This window comes from Rhodoferax sp. GW822-FHT02A01, from assembly GCF_038784515.1.
Taxonomy (GTDB): domain Bacteria; phylum Pseudomonadota; class Gammaproteobacteria; order Burkholderiales; family Burkholderiaceae_C; genus Allorhodoferax.
Window position 1 is genome coordinate 1,516,137 of record NZ_CP152376.1, and the last position, 16,845, is coordinate 1,532,981.

Sequence of the window (16,845 nt, forward strand, 5' to 3'; positions counted from 1 at the left end):
GATCAAAATGGGATTATTGACCGAGACCACCATGAACGCTGCCATTCCCCCTGATCACCTGATGCCATCCGTGCAATTGCGCGAAGTACCCCAGGCATTGCTCGACGCACTGCAAGCCCGCTTCGGGGCACAGTTTTCCGTGGCGATGGCCGTGCGCGAACAGCATGGCCGCGACGAGTCTGCCTTTGACGTGCCGCCACCCGATGCCGTGGTGTTTGCCCAGAGCACGCAGGATGTGGCCGATGCGGTGAAACTGTGCGCGCAGTACCGGGTGCCGGTGATTCCCTTTGGTGTGGGCTCCTCGCTCGAAGGCCATCTGCTGGCAGTGCATGGCGGCGTCAGCCTGGACGTGTCGCGCATGAACCAGGTGCTGCACATACACGCCGAAGACCTGACGGTCACACTGCAGCCCGGCGTGACGCGCAAGCAGCTCAACGAGGCGGTGAAGTCCGCTGGTTTGTTCTTCCCCATAGACCCCGGCGCCGACGCCAGCCTGGGCGGCATGTGCGCGACCCGCGCCAGCGGGACCAATGCGGTGCGTTACGGCACCATGCGCGAAAACGTGTTGGCGCTGGAAGTGGTGACCGCCAGCGGCGAAGTCATACGCACCGGCACACGTGCCAAGAAAAGCAGTGCAGGCTACGACCTCACCCGCCTGATGGTGGGCTCCGAAGGCACGCTGGGCGTGATCACCGAAATCACACTCAAGCTGCACCCGCTGCCAGAAGCGGTGATGGCCGCCAGCGTGTCGTTTGCCAGTCTGGCCGATGCGGTGAACACCACCATCCAGATCATCCAGATGGGCGTGCCGATTGCCCGTTGCGAGCTGCTCGATGGCCGAACCGTGGCCATGGTCAACCGGCATTCCAGACTCAGCTTGCCCGAGACGCCGCTGCTGTTGATGGAGTTTCATGGCTCACCGGAAGGCGTGAAAGAGCAGGTGCAGACTGTGCAGTCCATCGCCCATGACCATGGCGGCAACGCCTTTGAGTGGGCACACACGCCCGAGGAGCGCAGCCGCCTGTGGACTGCGCGGCACAACGCCTACTTTGCCGGTGTGCAGTCGCGTCCGGGCTGCCGCGTCATCAGCACCGATACCTGCGTGCCGATCTCACGCCTGGCCGATGCGCTGCTGGACTGCGTCACCGAAGCAGATGCCGCCGGCATCCCCTACTTTCTGGTCGGCCACGTGGGGGACGGCAACTTCCATATGGGCTACCTGCTGGATCCGAACCAACCCCAGGAGCGCGTGGCAGCCGAAGCCCTCAATACCCAGTTGGTGCAGCGCGCGCTGCGGCTGGGCGGCACCTGCAGCGGCGAACACGGTGTGGGCCTGCACAAGATGGAATTCCTGCGCGATGAAGCGGGTGCAGGCGCTGTGGCCATGATGCGCGGCATCAAGCAGGCACTGGACCCGCACAACATCCTCAACCCAGGGAAGATCTTTACGCTTTAGAGGGCAAGCGTTGCACCGGGCACCTACAGGACGGCAATCTCCGCAATGGCGTTGGCCATGTAGTCGATCTTGTTTTGCATGTCCTGCTCGGTGTCGGCAAAGCGGTGGGCGATTTCCTCGAACTCAGCAGAGAGCTCCATGAAGGCATCCACCACGTCGGGGTCGAAATGCTGGCCACGCTCGCTAAAGATGATGCCCAGGGCTTCCTGGTAGGTCTTGCCTTGGCGGTAGACCTTGTTGCTGATCAGCGCGTCATACACATCCGCCAGCGCCAGTAGCCGCGCAGAAACCGGAATCTGGGTTTCCGACAGGCCCTTGGGATAGCCTTTGCCGTTCCACTTTTCGTGGTGCGACAAGGTCATTTCCTTGGCAAGCGCCAGCATGGGCGAGAGCAGCCCCAGTGACTTTTCGGCCCGCACAATGGCATCAAAGCCTTTGGTCGTATGGGTAGACATTATGGCCTGCTCTTCTGCGGTCAGGCGTCCGGGCTTGAGCAGGATGCGGTCTGGAATGGCCACGGTGCCCAGGTCGTACATGGGAATGGCGTCGCTCAGTGCTTCGATGTAGGCATCGGTGAGCTGGCCTGCAAAGGACGGATGGCTTTGCAGCTTGGTGGCCAGCAGCCGCACATAGTGCCTGACACGCAGCAGATGGCTTTCAGTATCGGACTCGCGCAATTCGGCCAGCGAGGCCACTGCAAACAGGGCGACCTGGTGCGCATGCAATGCATCGAGGGTGCGACCCTCTGCGGTTGGCTGTAAGTCCATGGATGTCCTCCTTAGAGCACCACCATCGGCGCCCTGTACACCCAGACCATTTTGCCACCGGGTGTGCGGTAACGGGCCGTGGCGCGCAGATCTGTTGCTTCAAAGTCGAGACTGACCAACCAGGCACCTTCCTTCATTTCCCTGGCCTTGAGTTCGGCGCGTGTCATGCTCTCGGGGCGCTGGAACAAATACACCATGTCGTAGTCCGACCAGTCCGCCAGCCAGATATTGCCCCGGCGCACACGCGCCCAAGGGCAGCGCATGGCGCTGAGCCAACGCAGCGGCCAACTCCACTCCAAACCATGCAGCACTGCATCCGGATAGGCGGTGCGCAAAGCCTGCAAACCATGGCCGGCACCGCATCCGGCATCCAGAATCAGCGCACCGGCTGGCAGGGCTGCATGCCGCGGCAGCTCCAACAGTGCGTCCGCCGGTGTGGGAAAGACGGGCGCATCGCGCCAGGCATTGATGGGATAGACCAGCAGCAGCAAAACCAACGGCACCAGCCAGGCCCAAGGGGGCACGGCACTGGCACCGGATGAGGTCAGCAGAATTGCCAAGGACAACGGGAAGCCCGCGCCAATCAGCAGACGCCGCCACCAGGTTTCGCCCCACAGGCTGCAAGCCACGCCCACGGCAGACGCAGCACCCAACGCCACGCCGGCAGCAAATCCATGCGACGCCATTGCCTTGAACAAAAACCAGGCCAGCGCCCACGCCAGCACGGCGGGCAACGGCCATTGCCAATGGCCGGGCCACAGCTTGGCGCGCGCCATGCTCAGGTCCCTAGCGCGACACGCCCGGCGAGAGGCGTTCAATCAGGCCGTTGAGCTCTTCCAGCGAACCGAACTGGATCACCACCTCGCCCATGTCTTCCATACGGCCGTTGCGCTTGACGCGCTTCTTGATGTGCACGTCCACCTGCGCCATGAGTAGATCGGACAGCTCTTCTTCCACGCGCTTGATGTCACGCGACTTTTCTTTCTTGGGCTTGGGTGAGGTCAGGGCGAATTCGGCACTGAGCTTCTTGACCAGGCTTTCGGCTTCGCGCACCGAGAGCTTCTTGGTGGCGATCTGGTTGGCTGCGGTGATCTGGGTTGCGCGGTCCAGCGCCAGCAGGGCGCGGGCATGGCCCATGTCGATATCGCCAGCCATGAGCATGGTCTGCACCGGATCGGCCAGATTCAGCAGGCGCAACAGATTGCTGGCGGCGCTGCGCGAGCGCCCCACCGCCTGGGCCGCGGATTCATGAGTCAGGCCGAACTCCTTGATCAGGCGCTGCAAACCTTGGGCTTCCTCCAGCGGATTCAGGTCTTCGCGCTGCATGTTCTCGATCAGCGCCATGGCTGCGGCGGCCTGGTCGGGCACGTCGCGCACCAGCACCGGCACCGTGTCCAGCCCAGCTAGCTTGGCCGCGCGGAAGCGCCGTTCACCAGCAATGATTTCGTACAGAGGGCGTGACGCACCGGTGCTGCCCTGCTCCAGGCGCTTGGCGGCTGCCTGTGCATCGGTCAGGCGCCGCACCAGGATAGGCTGCATGATGCCCTGCGCCTTGATGCTCTCGGCCAGTTCGTACAGCGCACCCTCATCCATGTGGGTACGGGGCTGGTACTGGCCGGCCACCATGTCGCCCAAAGGCAAGGTGCTGGGTTGGCCCTCGCCGGATACACCGGAAGTCTCGCCCGGTGCCAGCTCCTTGACCTTGGGGCCGAGCAATGCTTCCAGACCCATGCCCAGTCCCTTGGGTTTCTTGGTAACCATGTGGTGTTTTCCTTGTTGTGGTTTATTGGGGTGCGCTGGTCTGCACCAGGCGCTGCAGCAACGCGCGACCTTCTGGCCAGTCGGCCAGGCCCGAATCGGCGTTGATATGGCCGCGTGCGCCGTAGTCGATGAATTCCGCGCCCCAGGCGTCGGCAAAATGGCGGGCACGCTCAAAGCTGCAGTACGGATCATCGTGGCTTCCCAGCAGAAGGCTGGGGAACGGTAGCTTGTGGGTGACGATGGGCGTCCAGCTCTTGAGCGCGCCTTGCAGCTCTTCGCGCTCCGGATCGCCCGGCGCCACCAGAAAGGCGGCCTGCACCTTCTGGGTGTTGCGCGAATGCGCGGCCCAGGCTGCGGTCAGCATGCAGCCCAGGCTGTGGGCCACCAGGATCACGGGCGCTGTCTGCTCCAGCAGCACTTCTTCCAAGCGCGCGATCCAGTCACCCCGCAGCGGACGCATCCAGTCATGCTGCTCCACCCGCTGGTCGCCATACAGTGCTTCCCAGCGGCTTTGCCAATGGGCATCCCCGGAGTTTTGCCATCCGGGCAAGAGGAGCACTTTGGGATCAGACATGGCTTCAGTGAAAATCATTTGCTACAAATTTGATAGCTACATCGTCTGGATGCGGGCCACCATCTCCTGGGCGAAGGCCACAAAGGCCTGCGCGCCCTTGGAGTTGATGTCAAACACCACGCCGGGCACACCGTAGCTGGGTGCCTCGGCCAGGCGCACATTGCGCGGGATAACGGTATCAAACACCTTGTCGGCGAAATGCGCCTTGAGCTGGTCGCTGACCTGCTGCTGCAAAGTGATGCGCGGGTCGAACATGACGCGCAGCAGACCGATGATCTGCAGGTCGTCATTGAGGTTGGCCTTGACCTGCTTGATGGTGTTGACCAGATCCGTCAGGCCTTCGAGCGCAAAGTATTCGCACTGCATGGGCACGATGACGCCGTGGGCGCAGCACAGTCCGTTGAGCGTGAGCATGGACAAGGACGGCGGGCAGTCGATCAGCACGAAGTCATACTCGGTGGCCACCGCGGCGATGGCGGTCTTGAGGCGGCGTTCGCGCCGCTCCACTTCCACCAGCTCCACCTCGGCACCTGCCAGTTCGCGGTTGGCGCCCAGGATGTCGTAGCCGCAACCGGCGACCTTGAGCTTATCGCTCTGCACGCGGGCTTCGGCAATAGTGGCAGACTCAAGCAGGACGTCGTACACCGAGAGCTCCAGCTTGCGCTTGTCCACGCCGGAACCCATGGTGGCATTACCCTGTGGGTCTAGGTCAATCATCAGCACGCGCTGGCCCACTTTTGCCAGACCGGCTGCCAGGTTGACGGTGGTCGTGGTCTTGCCCACTCCCCCTTTTTGGTTGGCGATGCAGAATATTTTCATGGTGCCTATTTGGAAAGTGCCAGCTTGATACCGAAGCCCAACAGGAAGACACCGGCCACTTTTTCAAGCACCTGTCCGATCCTGGGATTGGCGCGCATGCGTTCGGCCAGGAAGTAGGTCAGCAGCGTGGCGCCTAGCCCGTAGAGAAAAGTCAGTGCCGCGATGGTGGCAGCCATGAGGCCGTAGGTGACCACGCCCTGCTGGTGCGCCTGGTCCACGAACAGCGGGAAGAAGGCCATGTAGAAAAGAATCGCCTTGGGGTTGAGCAGGGTGATCATCATGGCTTGGCGCAGGTAATGGCCGGGCTTGATATGGATGACTGGAGCTGCACCGGGCTTGGCCAGCAACATCTTCACACCCAGCCAGGCCAGGTAGGTGGCACCCAGCCACTGCACTGCAGCAAAGGCCTCCGGGTAGGCGGTGAGCAAGGCCGCCACACCTGCCACAGCCGACCACATCAAGACCTGGTCGCCCAGAATGACACCCAAAGTTGCCGCCAATCCGCCCGCCATGCCACCCTTGCTGGTGCTGGTGACCAGGGCCAGATTGCCTGGTCCGGGAATGGCCAGAAACACAATGACTGTGACGACAAAAGTGCCGTAATCGGTAACGCCGAGCATGGTGGGGCTTTCAAAAGGGAGAGCTGAGTTTACGTTAGGTTTTTGTTGTGCTTGTTTTGGGCAGCAGCTTGGGTTGACGAAGCGGATTCGAATGGCGCCTTTTCATTCGCCCACACAAGGGATGGGATGGGTACCGCCGCTCGTGTCCCCCGCAGAGGGCGTTGCCCTCTGCTCCTCCTTTACCTCGCTTTGGCACCCATCCCATCCCTTGTGCAGGAGGACTGGCTCGCATCGATTGCGTGCCTGCACCACCCCGGATCAGGTGGCTTGGGTGCTCTGCAGAGCGAGGTAAAGGAGGAGGCCGAAGGCCGGGGGACACGAGCGGCGCAGAGTACCCAAACCGTCTGATCCCGCCAACCACGTGTGCGATTTAGGTAGGCAAACGGTGCCGCATCCAGACAATGCAGCGCTCAGCCTGCAACCCCGGAACCACCAATGGTTCCACGTGAAACACTTCCACCCCCGCAGGCAGGGCCGCCATCTCATCCGCCGGATGCTTGCCTTTCATGGCCATCCACACGCCCTGCTCTGCCAGCGATTTGATCGACCAGTTCACAAAGTCGACTAGTGCAGCAAAAGCTCGGGAGCTGACCACGTCGTAGGTTTCCGTCAGATTCTCCACGCGCGCATGGATACCGCGCAGATTGGGCAGCTTCAAGGACACGGCCACCTGCTGGATGAAGGCGGCCTTTTTGGCCACCGTGTCCACGCAGTGCACGGAAACTTGCGGGCAACAGATGGCGATCACAGCGCCTGGCAGTCCAGCACCGGAGCCCACATCCAGCAGACGAACCGGCGCATCTGCACGCAGGGCACCCGCTGCCGACATCTGGCCCAACTGCCTTTGCAGCGGCAACACCACCGCCAGGCTGTCCAGCAGATGGTGCGTAAGCATTTCCGCCGGATCGCGCACGGCGGTCAGGTTGTAGACCTTGGTCCACTTGCCGATCAGCTCCATGTAGTCCAGCAATTGGGCAAATTGTGCGTCCGTCAGGGACAGCCCCAGCGCAGCAGCCCCAGAGCGCAGATCCGATTCCATGGCGCGCATCAGTGGCTTGCCTCTGCCGTGGCGGCAATGGCTGCTTCACTACCCAGCTCACCCTTGTCGGCAAAGCCGCGGAAATTGCCGCGCTTCAAATGGATCAGCAGCAGCGAGATCGTGGCGGGTGTGATGCCTGAGAGGCGCGAGGCCTGGCCCAGGGTTTCGGGTCGGTATTTGTTCAGGCGCTGGCGCGCCTCGATACTCAAGGCCGAGACTTGCATGTAATCCAGCTCAGCCGGCAGGCGCAGGTTCTCGTAATGGGATGCGCGCTGCACCTCGTCTTTCTGGCGATCGATGTAGCCGGAATACTTGGCGGCAATTTCCACCTGCTCCAGCACGGAGGCCACGAAGGCTTCCCGCTCCAAGTCTGCCGTATCCGCACCAGATTCCCCGGCCACGACGGGCAGCTCCGGATTGGCGTACTTGCCATCCGCCAAGGACATCAGCTTGGCGTAGTTCACATCCGGCCGGCGCAGCAGATCGGCCAGGTTGTACTCATGGTCAATCGCCTTGCCCAGCACCCGCTCAGCCTCTGATTGCGCCAGGTTGCGCGGGTTGACCCAGATGCTGCGCAGACGTTCTGTTTCACGTGAAACAGCATCGCGCTTGCGGCAAAACGCATCCCAGCGGGCGTTGTCCACCAGCCCCAGTTGGCGACCCACTTCGGTCAGGCGGGCATCGGCATTGTCCTCTCGCAACTGCAACCGGAACTCGGCGCGGCTGGTAAACATCCGGTAGGGCTCGGTCACACCCTTGGTGATCAAGTCATCCACCAGTACGCCCAGATAAGCCTGGTCCCGGCCTGGCAGCCAGGTGCTGTCGGTATACGTGATGCTTCCTGCGGCGCTGGCGGAATCGTTGCCACCGCCCATAGCGCGCGCCTGCAGCGCGGCATTCAGCCCGGCGAACAGGCCTTGCGCTGCGGCCTCTTCATAGCCGGTGGTGCCGTTGATTTGGCCGGCAAAAAACAGGCCGCCAATCTGACGGGTTTCGAAACTGCTCTTGAGCGAGCGCGGATCAAAGTAGTCGTATTCGATGGCGTAACCGGGGCGCAGGATGTGGGCGTTTTCCAGTCCGGGCATGCTGCGCACCAAAGCCAGCTGAATGTCAAAAGGCAGGCTGGTGGAAATGCCGTTGGGGTAGTACTCGTGCGTGGTCAGGCCTTCGGGCTCCAGAAAGATCTGGTGGCTGTCCTTGTCGGCAAAGCGGTTGACCTTGTCTTCCACGCTGGGGCAATAGCGCGGTCCTACCCCTTCGATCTTGCCGGTGAACATGGGGCTGCGGTCAAAGCCGCTGCGGATGATCTCGTGGGTGCGCGCGTTGGTGTGGGTGATCCAGCACGGCATTTGCTGCGGGTGCATCTGCACATTGCCCATGAAGCTGAACACCGGCATCTGGGCGCTCATGCCACCGGGCATGCCGTCGCCGGGCTGCTCCTCACACTTGGAAAAATCGATGCTGCGCCCGTCGATGCGCGGCGGCGTGCCCGTCTTGAGGCGGCTTTGCGGCAGTTGCAGTTCCTTCAGCCGTGCGCTCAGGGAAACCGCGGGTGGATCTCCAGCGCGGCCCGCCGCATAGTTGTTCAGGCCCACATGGATCTTGCCGTCCAGGAAGGTACCTGCCGTCAGCACCACGGTACGTGCGCGGAACTGGATGCCCACTTGCGTCACCGCACCGACAACCCGCTCGCCCTCCACCAGCAGGTCGTCCACCGCCTGCTGGAACAGCCACAGGTTGGGCTGGTTCTCCAGCATGCGGCGTATGGCCGCCTTGTACAGCACCCGGTCCGCCTGGGCACGGGTGGCGCGTACGGCCGGACCTTTGCTGGAGTTGAGAATGCGGAACTGGATGCCGGCCTCATCGGTGGCCAGCGCCATGGCGCCGCCCAGAGCGTCCACTTCCTTGACCAGATGACCCTTGCCAATCCCGCCAATGGAAGGGTTGCAACTCATCTGACCCAGGGTCTCGATGTTGTGGGTCAGCAGCAGGGTCTTGCAGCCCATGCGCGCAGCAGCCAATGCCGCTTCGCTTCCGGCATGGCCGCCGCCAACGACGATGACATCGAAATAATCTGGGTAGAGCATGGTGGATCCAATGGGGCGCGGCGCAGAAGGCGCGGCGCAAACAGGCAGGAGGGGGAGCCTGCGATTCTACCGTTTGCTGCAATTTCAGGCAGTACCCCGGAATTCGGCCATGCCCCTTGATCCACGAACCCACCCCTCTCGCGCTATTGCGAAGCCCATTTCAGAATCCGCAGCAAGGGGTTTTTGCTATTAATTCTATAGCATTATGCCAGCCACCACAGCCGGTGCCAGAGCAATTAGCCGAGCTTCATGCGCAGCAACGTAGTGTCTTTCATGAAATAGTGGTGGTACAGCGCCGCGGCAGCATGGCCGCCAATCAGGAAATAACCGATGTTTCCACCCAACTCATGGATTTCCTTCAGGGTGCTGCCCAGTTCCCGGTTTTCTCCCATCAGCGCGGGCAAATCCAGGCCAAAGAAGGGAATGGGTTTGCCACGTGCACTCAGGGCAGCCCAGCCAATCAAGGGCATCACGACCATCAGGACATAGAGCGCCAGATGGCCCAGCTTGGCCAGCTTCTCCTGCCAGGCGGGTGGCTCAGGGACTATGGCCGGAGTCGTGCCCATCAAACGGAACACAATGCGCAACCACACCAGCGCGAACACCAGAAGTCCCAATGAAAAATGCGCGTTCTTAAGCAACTGCCTGCCATCACTCCCCTTGGGAAAGACGTCGGTCAGGTTGATGGCCGCATAAAGGCCTATGAATGCCAGCAGCATCAGCCAGTGCATGACCACGCTGGGTGTGCTGTAGCGTGACACGGGGCTTGTCTTGGTTTGCATCGGAACAAGAAATAGTTGAGAAGCCCCTACTCTATGCCACACAGCCTGCCGCCACGTTAAGGCCGGCTGAACACGCGGTAAAGAGCCCGGGTCCGGCAAGAGTCGCTGAATCCGAATACCATGGCGCCCTGTCTCAGGCCCCCGACTGAGGCAGCCTCCAACCCCATAACTTTTATAAGGTGCAGCATGAAACTCTATTACTCCTCCGGCGCGTGTTCGCTCTCCCCCCATATTGCTCTGTATGAATCCGGCCTGGCGTTCGAAGCCGTTTCCGCACCCACCAAGACTCACAAGCTGGCAGACGGCACCGACTACTACACCATCAATCCCCTGGGCTATGTGCCTCTGCTGGAACTCGATGATGGCCGCCGCCTGCACGAGGGCCCGGCAATCGTCCAGTACATCGCCGACCTCGTTCCCGCCAAACAGCTGGCACCGGCCAACGGCACTTTTGAGCGCTACAAGCTACAGGAATGGTTGACCATGATCGGCACCGAACTGCACAAAGGCGGCTTTAGCTTTCTGTTCAACCCCGCCACACCAGCCGAATTCAAACCCGTGCTGCTGGAGCGTCTGCATGGTCGCCTGAAATGGGTGGACAGCGAACTGGCTGGAAAACAGTATTTGCTGGGCGACCATTTCAGCGTGGCCGACCCCTATCTGTTCACGGTTACCAACTGGGCGCCGTTCCTGTCGGTGGACCTCTCCGGCTACCCCAACCTGCTGGCTTTCCGTGCACGCGTTGCCGCCCGCCCGGCCGTGCAAGCCGCCATGAAGGCCGAAGGCCTGCTCAAGTAACTCGTTCTCAGAAGTCTGCGGCTAATGCGCCGCAGACTTTGGCAGCGCACGCTGGCGCAAGCCCAGCGCGGCGCCCAGCCAAAGTGCACTGGCTGAAAACACCAGCCCGCGTTCCAGCCCGCCGCTTCCGTCTGCGATCCAGCCCACCACCGTCGGGCCAATGATCTGACCCGCAGCAAACACCACTGTGAACGCGCTGATGCCGGAGGCCCAGGCGGTATGCGGCAGGTTATGCCGTACCAGCGCAGTAGTCGATGCGACCACCGACAGAAACACCCCGCCAAACACCATGCCGGATAGCAGCACCCAGCCCCAGGACTGCGTCAACGCCGGCAGCAGCGTGGCCAGACCCAACAGCGCATTGAGCAAGGCCATAGGGCGCCCGTCATGGTGGCGGCTCAGCAGACCTGCCCAAATGCGGGAAGAGGCCATCACCGCCAGTCCCAGCAGGGCATAGAACACGGTGATCTCCGTCGCGCTATGGCCCTGGCTGCGCAGCAGCGCCACCACAAAGGTCATGTAACCGATGTAGCCCACACCAAACAGCGTGTAGCCACTCAGGCCAAAGGCAAATTGGCGCCAGCGAAAGTGCACGGCAGGCCCCGACCCGTTCGAGGCGGGTGCTTCCCAACCTGCCATCACCCGCGCCGGCCACAGCAAGACCAGGCTGAACAGCAGGCAGACCGCGCCCAACGCCCACCATGCCCAGCGCCAGCCGTGTAGAGCTGCCTGTGCCGCATCCAGTGCCGTGGGCACCACGACGCTGGACAGCGCAATGCCCACGCCGGTGCCACCGTAGTACAGCCCCAACAGCAATCCGCTATGCAATGGATCACGCGCGCCCAGGCGAGCAGCCAGCAAACCTCCCGCCACAAACACCAGGGCACTGGCAATGCCCGCCAGCAGCCGCTGCAGCAACAGGGCGTCGGTTTGCGTCACAAAACCGCTGCCCACCATGAAAGCTGTTGCCAACAGGGCGCCAACACACAGCATCAGCGAAGGCCCCCACTTGCGCATCAACCACGGGCAGGCCAACGCGCCCAGAAAATAGCCCATCGCATTGGCGGTATTCATGGCCCCGGCCAGCGCATACGACCAGCCCAAGTCCTGGCGCATCGTGGGCAACAGCAGACCGTAGGCAAACCGGGTGATACCCAGCGATACCGCTGCACCCAGCGCAAGGGCCAGGGCCAAAGCAATCAGGGAGCGCGGGATTTCGGACAAAGTCGGCCTCTCAAGGTTTCCAGCGCTTGAGTAACAAGGCATTGCTCATCACGCTGACCGAGCTCAGCGCCATGGCGGCACCGGCAAATACCGGGTTCAGAAAACCCAGAGCGGCCAGCGGAATACCGGCCACGTTGTAAGCAAAAGCCCAAAACAGATTCTGGCGGATCTTGCGCACGGTGCGGGCGGAAATATCCAGCGCCGCGGCGACCAGCAGCGGGTCACCACGCATCAGCGTCACACCCGCTGCATGCATGGCCACATCGGTGCCACCGCCATCCGGATTGGCCATGGCCATGCCCACGTCCGCTGCGGCCAGGGCGGGCGCATCGTTCACACCATCACCCACCATCAGGACCGTGTGCCCACCCTGCTTCAGCTGCGCAATCTGCGCCGCCTTGTCGCCAGGCAGCACCTCGGCCAGCACCTCACCGTCTTCGGGTTTGAGTCCCAATTGGCGCGCCATGGCCTCGGCAGCACCGCGGTTGTCTCCAGAGATCATGACCAGACGCAAACCGCGGGCGCGCAATTCCGCCAGCGCCTGCTTCGCAGCAGGTTTGGGCTCATCCCCAAAGGCCATCAGGGCACGCAGCACTACAGTTCCTTCATCGGGCCGGGCACCGGGCTGCGCCACACGCTCGGCCAACGCGGACACCGTGGACCCCTGCGACTGCCACAACGCAGCCTGCGCAGCCAACGAACCCAGCTCCACCTGCAGCGACTCCATCCAACGCAGACTGCCCAGCAGCAAGGTCTTGCCCTGCACTACGCCCTGCATGCCGCGACCAGGCACGGCACTGACATCGGTCGGCGTTGCCAGTGGCAACCCTTCCTTGGTGGCAGATGCCAGCACGGCGCGCGCCAGGGGATGCTCCGAGCCACTTTGCAGACTCGCTGCCAGTAGCAATGCCTCAGTGCGATCTCCACCCGGCACTGGCGCCAGTTCCAGCAGCTTGGGCTTGCCCACCGTCAGCGTGCCGGTCTTGTCAAAGGCCACCGTATCCACCTGATGGGCGCGCTCCAGTGCTTCTGCGTCCTTGATCAGAATGCCGTATTTGGCCGCCACACCGGTGCCGGCCATGATGGCCGCCGGCGTGGCCAGTCCCAGAGCACAGGGGCAGGCAATGACCAAAACCGCCACCGCGTTGATCAGGGATAGCTCAAAGCTATGGCCGCTGAACCACCAGCCCAGCAGCGTCACCAGCGCAATGCCCAGCACCGCCGGCACAAAGACCGCGCTGACCTGGTCCACCAGGCGCTGAATCGGCGCCTTGGCCGCCTGCGCGTCTTCCACCAGGCGAATGATGTGGGAGAGCACCGTGTCGGCGCCCACCGCCTGCACCTGCATGTGCACCAAGCCATCGCCGTTGATGGAACCGGCCGTGAGCAGACTTCCCGGCTCCTTGGCCACCGGCAGGGATTCGCCAGTCAGCATGGATTCATCGACCTGGGTCTGCCCTTCCAGAACCACGCCGTCGGCGGCAAAGCGTTCACCCGGCTTGACTACCAGCCGATCCCCCGGCAACACTTCTTCCACCGGCACATCCGTTTCGCCATCGACACCCACCAAATGGGCCGTCTCCGGTCGCAGCGCATGCAGGGCGCGTATGGCTGAAGTGGTCTGGCGTTTGGCTCCTGCTTCCAGCCATTTGCCCAGCAGCACCAGTGTCACCACCAGCGCCGACCCTTCAAAGTACAGATGCACCATGGCACCGGGCTCCGCCGTGAGCCAGAGCCAGACCGACAGCGCCCAGCCTGCGGTTGTGCCCACGGCCACCAGCAAATCCATATTGCCGCTCCAATCCAGCAGCGCGTGCCAGCCCGCCTTGTAGAAGCGCGCGCCCAGCACAAATTGCACCGGTGTGGCCAGCAGGAACTGCCACAGCGCGGGCAGCATCCAGTGATAACCCAATAATTCACCCAGCATGGGCAAAACCAGCGGCACAGAGAGCGCCAGTCCCCAGGCGATGGGCGCAAAACCCTGCCAGCGCGACTGCTCACCGGGCCGCAGCATGGCATCGGCCGCACGCGGCTCATAGCCGGCATCGCGCACGGCGCGGCGCAAGCGGGCTTCCATGTTGTCGGCAGGCACAGGCCCACCTCCCACCGCAGGCTCGCCCACGCGGAGCTCCACGCGGGCCGACTCGGTCGCCAGATTGACGGTGGCCTGAGCCACGCCCGGCACCTTCTTCAAGGCACGCTCGACCCGGGCAACGCAGGAAGCGCAGGTCATGCCACCAATGCCTAGATCAATACTTGTCGTAGTGGGTTCGTTGTTCATAGACAGGAGCCTAAAGCTTCCCACGGTTGCAAGGTCAAGGTGTTTTGCTGATCGGCACCACAAGCCTCATGGGCGCTTGACTTTGCCATAGTGGAAAGGTTCACACTATGCCCTTATCTGAATCACCTTGAATGGAAATGCCATGAACCAGACTTTTACCGTTACCGGAATGACCTGCGGCCATTGCGAAAAGGCCGTGACCCGGGCCATTTTGCAGGTCGACCCCCAAGCGCAAGTGCAGATTGACCGCCCCCAGAACCGGGTGGAAGTGGTCTCCGAACAACCGCGCGAGGCCTTGGCACATGCCATCACGGAAGAAGGCTACGTCGTCGCGTAACGAGGTATCCCAAGTTGTAAGACCTTGTTAATAGCGTCATCGCGGGGCAGCGGTTGCCGTTGAACAGCCATAAACCGGCACTTCTGTCGGTATGGGCTTCAGCCCCTAGCTGCCATGTTGACCACTACACACCTTCGCACGACGACGCGCATTGCCGCCACCCTGGCGCTGGCCCTGGCCGGCATGGGCGCACACGCTGACAACCTCAACCCCATCCTGGGTGGCGGACTGGGCGCAGTGGCCGGCGCATTCATCGGCCAGTCGGTGGGCGGCCGTGACGGTGCCGTGATCGGTGCAGCCGTTGGCGGTGCCACGGGTGTAGTGATTGCCAGCAACGGCGAACGTCGTCGCGAACCGCAGCGCACCGTGGTCTACACCGAGCCACCCCGCCCAACTCCTGTATATGGCTACCGCGTGGTGGAGCGCGTCAACTACTACCCGGCTCCGGACTATGGTCGCCACGGCTGGGGCGAGCATGGTCGCTACATGGATGAGCGCCGCTGGGAACGTCACGACTGGGACCATCATGGTGGTGAACACCGTGGCTGGGATCGCCACGATTAAGCGCACTTGCACCGCCTAGCAGCCCGCAGGGGCTGCTTATGCTGCAGGTGTGCCCTGCACCTCGGAGCCCAGCGCCTCCAGCAGATCGGGAATGAGTTTTTGCAGCTCTCCCGTGGCGATGGCCACATCGGCATCGAAGTTGTCGTCCTTGCCGTCCGATGAAAGTGCAGCGGCAGCTTCAAACACCACATCCAGCACCGCAACCTTCTTGAGCTGCAACGCCTCGGTCAGCACAAAGGACACGTGGTCATTCCAGGTCAGCGCCAGACGGGTGGGCATCTTGCCCTGGGCAATGTGTTCGCTCACCTCGTCCGTATCCAGCGCATGGCGGGTGTAACGCACCACGGCCTTGGATTCATCGGCCGCCTTGAGTTCGCATTCGCGGTCCACGGTAAAGCCCGGTGGGGCTTCCTTGGTCGCCAGCCACTGGGCCATGGCCGCAGCCGGTGAAACCTGGGTGTCTATCAGCTTCACCGCAAAACCATCGATGGCCTTGACCAGGCAGGTCATCACTTCATCAGCGCGCGATTGGCTGCCTGCATCCAGCACCAGCAGTGCGGCCTGAGGATCGATCCACACCGTAACCGAACCCTGCTTGGTAAAGGCCATAGGCAGCAGGCTCATGCGGGCATCTTCCTGGATTTCGCGCGACTCTTTCTTGCCAGGTTTGCGTCCGGTGGTGGCTTCAATCTGGGCAATCTGCTCCTGCGCACGACGCTTGACCACCGAGGCGGGCAAAACCTTGCTCTCCACCATCAGCTTGAGAATCCACTGTCCGCCCACGACTTCGACCAAGGGGCCATGGGCCACACCGCGCGGCTCCACCCAACCCACTGACTTTTCTTGGGACCCTGCACACTCCACAAAACGGGCCGGCTCCAGTGCCGCTTCCAGCTGCGCAACCGTCACGCTCCAGGGAGGCAGCATGCGGTACATCATCACATTCTTGAACACAGATTTCCTTCTTGTTGACTGCGCAGGATTTGCTGCGCGAGGGCCTATTGTCAACGCAAGCGCATGCCGCTTTTTCATGCAACTTTACATAGCCTTGTCGCCGCACCATCGTGGCGATACAAAGGGGGCGCACACTGGACTCCAGGTTGAAGCCGATGTTCGCTCCGACCCCTCTGAATACAAGGAAACACCATGAAAAAACTGATTCAATCTCTGGTCCTCGCAGGTGTGATGGCAACTGCTGCCGGTGCCGCCTTTGCACAAATGGATGCCGGTCCCATGGGCCCCGACGGCATGCACCGGGACCCGGCCAAGATGGCCCAAATGCATGCCAAGCATCTGTCGGAACTCAAGGCCAAGCTCAAGATCACTGCCAGCCAGGAACCCGCCTGGAACGCCTTCACCGAGAGCATGAAGCCGCCAAGCAATCTGCCTGGAACACGCCCCGACCGTGCCGAACTGGACAAGCTCACCACCCCCGAACGTATCGACAAGATGCGTGCACTGCGCAAGGAGCACATGGCGGCCATGGAAGCTGAAATGGACAAACGCGCCGATGCGACCAAGACCTTTTATGCGGCTCTGACACCGGAACAGCAAAAGACCTTTGACGCAGAGCACGCCAGGATGGACAAGCGTGGAGAACGCTTCCACAAAATGCACCCTGCGGATACCAGCGGCAAGGCCTTGACGCCACCCAAGCCATAGGCTTGCGCGACCGTGCGCAGTGCACGGTTCGGTCCTCTGGAAACGCCTTGATGGAATGCTGACCATCAAGGCGT

The 16,845-nt window shown here is 62.2% G+C and carries 17 protein-coding genes; 5 read left to right on the forward strand and 12 right to left on the reverse strand.

Annotated elements, in window-relative coordinates; translation table 11 throughout:
* Positions 1 to 31: 31 nt before the first annotated feature.
* Entirely contained in the window at positions 32 to 1,456 is a 1,425-nt protein-coding gene (locus tag AAGF34_RS07140) for an FAD-linked oxidase C-terminal domain-containing protein (RefSeq protein WP_342619923.1), read from the forward strand.
* A 23-nt stretch (positions 1,457 to 1,479) separates the two neighbouring features.
* Here the strand turns inward: AAGF34_RS07140 and AAGF34_RS07145 are convergent, their stop codons facing one another.
* The 9 genes from AAGF34_RS07145 to AAGF34_RS07185 form a co-directional block, all read right to left on the reverse strand.
* Positions 1,480 to 2,223 carry an HD domain-containing phosphohydrolase gene (locus AAGF34_RS07145; protein ID WP_342619924.1) on the reverse strand — a complete coding sequence of 248 codons (744 nt, stop codon included), beginning with the start codon at positions 2,221 to 2,223 and terminating at the stop codon, positions 1,480 to 1,482.
* Positions 2,224 to 2,234: 11 nt separating this feature from the next.
* A complete protein-coding gene (locus tag AAGF34_RS07150; RefSeq protein ID WP_342619925.1) occupies positions 2,235 to 2,999 on the reverse strand; it encodes a class I SAM-dependent methyltransferase in 765 nt (254 codons plus the stop codon).
* Between the two features lie 10 nt (positions 3,000 to 3,009).
* Positions 3,010 to 3,984, reverse strand: a complete 975-nt coding sequence (locus AAGF34_RS07155) for a ParB/RepB/Spo0J family partition protein (protein WP_342619926.1) — start codon at positions 3,982 to 3,984, stop codon at positions 3,010 to 3,012.
* Positions 3,985 to 4,006: 22 nt separating this feature from the next.
* Positions 4,007 to 4,558 (reverse strand): alpha/beta hydrolase, encoded by a 552-nt coding sequence (locus tag AAGF34_RS07160; protein WP_342619927.1) that lies wholly within the window; start codon positions 4,556 to 4,558, stop codon positions 4,007 to 4,009.
* Positions 4,559 to 4,594: 36 nt separating this feature from the next.
* A complete protein-coding gene (locus AAGF34_RS07165) occupies positions 4,595 to 5,377 on the reverse strand; it encodes an AAA family ATPase (RefSeq protein ID WP_342619928.1) in 783 nt (260 codons plus the stop codon).
* A 5-nt stretch (positions 5,378 to 5,382) separates the two neighbouring features.
* Entirely contained in the window at positions 5,383 to 5,997 is a 615-nt protein-coding gene (locus AAGF34_RS07170) for a LysE family transporter (protein WP_342619929.1), read from the reverse strand.
* A 370-nt stretch (positions 5,998 to 6,367) separates the two neighbouring features.
* The gene (gene rsmG / locus AAGF34_RS07175; protein ID WP_342619930.1) at positions 6,368 to 7,045 is read right to left on the reverse strand and encodes a 16S rRNA (guanine(527)-N(7))-methyltransferase RsmG; all 678 of its coding nucleotides are present in this window, start codon (positions 7,043 to 7,045) and stop codon (positions 6,368 to 6,370) included.
* The gene (gene mnmG, locus AAGF34_RS07180) at positions 7,045 to 9,123 is read right to left on the reverse strand and encodes a tRNA uridine-5-carboxymethylaminomethyl(34) synthesis enzyme MnmG (RefSeq protein ID WP_342619931.1); all 2,079 of its coding nucleotides are present in this window, start codon (positions 9,121 to 9,123) and stop codon (positions 7,045 to 7,047) included. Before mnmG ends, rsmG begins: the two co-directional genes overlap by 1 nt.
* Positions 9,124 to 9,359: 236 nt before the next feature.
* A complete protein-coding gene (locus AAGF34_RS07185) occupies positions 9,360 to 9,905 on the reverse strand; it encodes a cytochrome b (protein ID WP_342619932.1) in 546 nt (181 codons plus the stop codon).
* A gap of 186 nt (positions 9,906 to 10,091) precedes the next feature.
* Here AAGF34_RS07185 and gstA point away from each other — a divergent pair, with 186 nt between their 5' ends.
* Complete coding sequence (gstA, locus tag AAGF34_RS07190; RefSeq protein WP_342619933.1) at positions 10,092 to 10,703, forward strand: glutathione transferase GstA; 612 nt, start codon at positions 10,092 to 10,094, stop codon at positions 10,701 to 10,703.
* Positions 10,704 to 10,724: 21 nt separating this feature from the next.
* On the opposite strand, the gene AAGF34_RS07195 is transcribed toward gstA, so the two are convergent.
* Complete coding sequence (locus AAGF34_RS07195; protein ID WP_342619934.1) at positions 10,725 to 11,927, reverse strand: YbfB/YjiJ family MFS transporter; 1,203 nt, start codon at positions 11,925 to 11,927, stop codon at positions 10,725 to 10,727.
* 10 nt (positions 11,928 to 11,937) lie between these two features.
* Positions 11,938 to 14,208, reverse strand: a complete 2,271-nt coding sequence (locus AAGF34_RS07200; protein WP_342619935.1) for a heavy metal translocating P-type ATPase — start codon at positions 14,206 to 14,208, stop codon at positions 11,938 to 11,940.
* 142 nt (positions 14,209 to 14,350) lie between these two features.
* On the opposite strand from AAGF34_RS07200, the gene AAGF34_RS07205 reads away from it, so the two are divergent.
* Together AAGF34_RS07205 and AAGF34_RS07210 are read left to right on the forward strand one after the other, a co-directional pair.
* The gene (locus AAGF34_RS07205; protein ID WP_342619936.1) at positions 14,351 to 14,545 is read left to right on the forward strand and encodes a heavy-metal-associated domain-containing protein; all 195 of its coding nucleotides are present in this window, start codon (positions 14,351 to 14,353) and stop codon (positions 14,543 to 14,545) included.
* Between the two features lie 114 nt (positions 14,546 to 14,659).
* A complete protein-coding gene (locus AAGF34_RS07210) occupies positions 14,660 to 15,109 on the forward strand; it encodes a glycine zipper domain-containing protein (RefSeq protein ID WP_342619937.1) in 450 nt (149 codons plus the stop codon).
* Positions 15,110 to 15,145: 36 nt separating this feature from the next.
* Here the strand turns inward: AAGF34_RS07210 and AAGF34_RS07215 are convergent, their stop codons facing one another.
* Positions 15,146 to 16,063, reverse strand: a complete 918-nt coding sequence (locus tag AAGF34_RS07215; RefSeq protein ID WP_342619938.1) for a recombination-associated protein RdgC — start codon at positions 16,061 to 16,063, stop codon at positions 15,146 to 15,148.
* A gap of 192 nt (positions 16,064 to 16,255) precedes the next feature.
* On the opposite strand from AAGF34_RS07215, the gene AAGF34_RS07220 reads away from it, so the two are divergent.
* Positions 16,256 to 16,771: a Spy/CpxP family protein refolding chaperone gene (locus tag AAGF34_RS07220; RefSeq protein WP_342619939.1), complete on the forward strand. Its 516-nt coding sequence runs from the start codon at positions 16,256 to 16,258 to the stop codon at positions 16,769 to 16,771.
* The last annotated feature ends 74 nt before the right edge of the window (positions 16,772 to 16,845 follow it).

Coding starts and splice junctions, on each gene's coding strand:
- AAGF34_RS07150 (WP_342619925.1), bottom strand. CDS start 2,999: ATGGCGCGCGCCAAGCTGTGGCCCGGCCATTGGCAATGGCCGTTGCCC.
- AAGF34_RS07200 (WP_342619935.1), bottom strand. CDS start 14,208: ATGAACAACGAACCCACTACGACAAGTATTGATCTAGGCATTGGTGGC.
- AAGF34_RS07155 (WP_342619926.1), bottom strand. CDS start 3,984: ATGGTTACCAAGAAACCCAAGGGACTGGGCATGGGTCTGGAAGCATTG.
- AAGF34_RS07210 (WP_342619937.1), top strand. CDS start 14,660: ATGTTGACCACTACACACCTTCGCACGACGACGCGCATTGCCGCCACC.
- AAGF34_RS07185 (WP_342619932.1), bottom strand. CDS start 9,905: ATGCAAACCAAGACAAGCCCCGTGTCACGCTACAGCACACCCAGCGTG.
- AAGF34_RS07160 (WP_342619927.1), bottom strand. CDS start 4,558: ATGTCTGATCCCAAAGTGCTCCTCTTGCCCGGATGGCAAAACTCCGGG.
- AAGF34_RS07205 (WP_342619936.1), top strand. CDS start 14,351: ATGAACCAGACTTTTACCGTTACCGGAATGACCTGCGGCCATTGCGAA.
- gstA (WP_342619933.1), top strand. CDS start 10,092: ATGAAACTCTATTACTCCTCCGGCGCGTGTTCGCTCTCCCCCCATATT.
- mnmG (WP_342619931.1), bottom strand. CDS start 9,123: ATGCTCTACCCAGATTATTTCGATGTCATCGTCGTTGGCGGCGGCCAT.
- AAGF34_RS07165 (WP_342619928.1), bottom strand. CDS start 5,377: ATGAAAATATTCTGCATCGCCAACCAAAAAGGGGGAGTGGGCAAGACC.
- AAGF34_RS07145 (WP_342619924.1), bottom strand. CDS start 2,223: ATGGACTTACAGCCAACCGCAGAGGGTCGCACCCTCGATGCATTGCAT.
- AAGF34_RS07170 (WP_342619929.1), bottom strand. CDS start 5,997: ATGCTCGGCGTTACCGATTACGGCACTTTTGTCGTCACAGTCATTGTG.
- AAGF34_RS07220 (WP_342619939.1), top strand. CDS start 16,256: ATGAAAAAACTGATTCAATCTCTGGTCCTCGCAGGTGTGATGGCAACT.
- AAGF34_RS07140 (WP_342619923.1), top strand. CDS start 32: ATGAACGCTGCCATTCCCCCTGATCACCTGATGCCATCCGTGCAATTG.
- rsmG (WP_342619930.1), bottom strand. CDS start 7,045: ATGCGCGCCATGGAATCGGATCTGCGCTCTGGGGCTGCTGCGCTGGGG.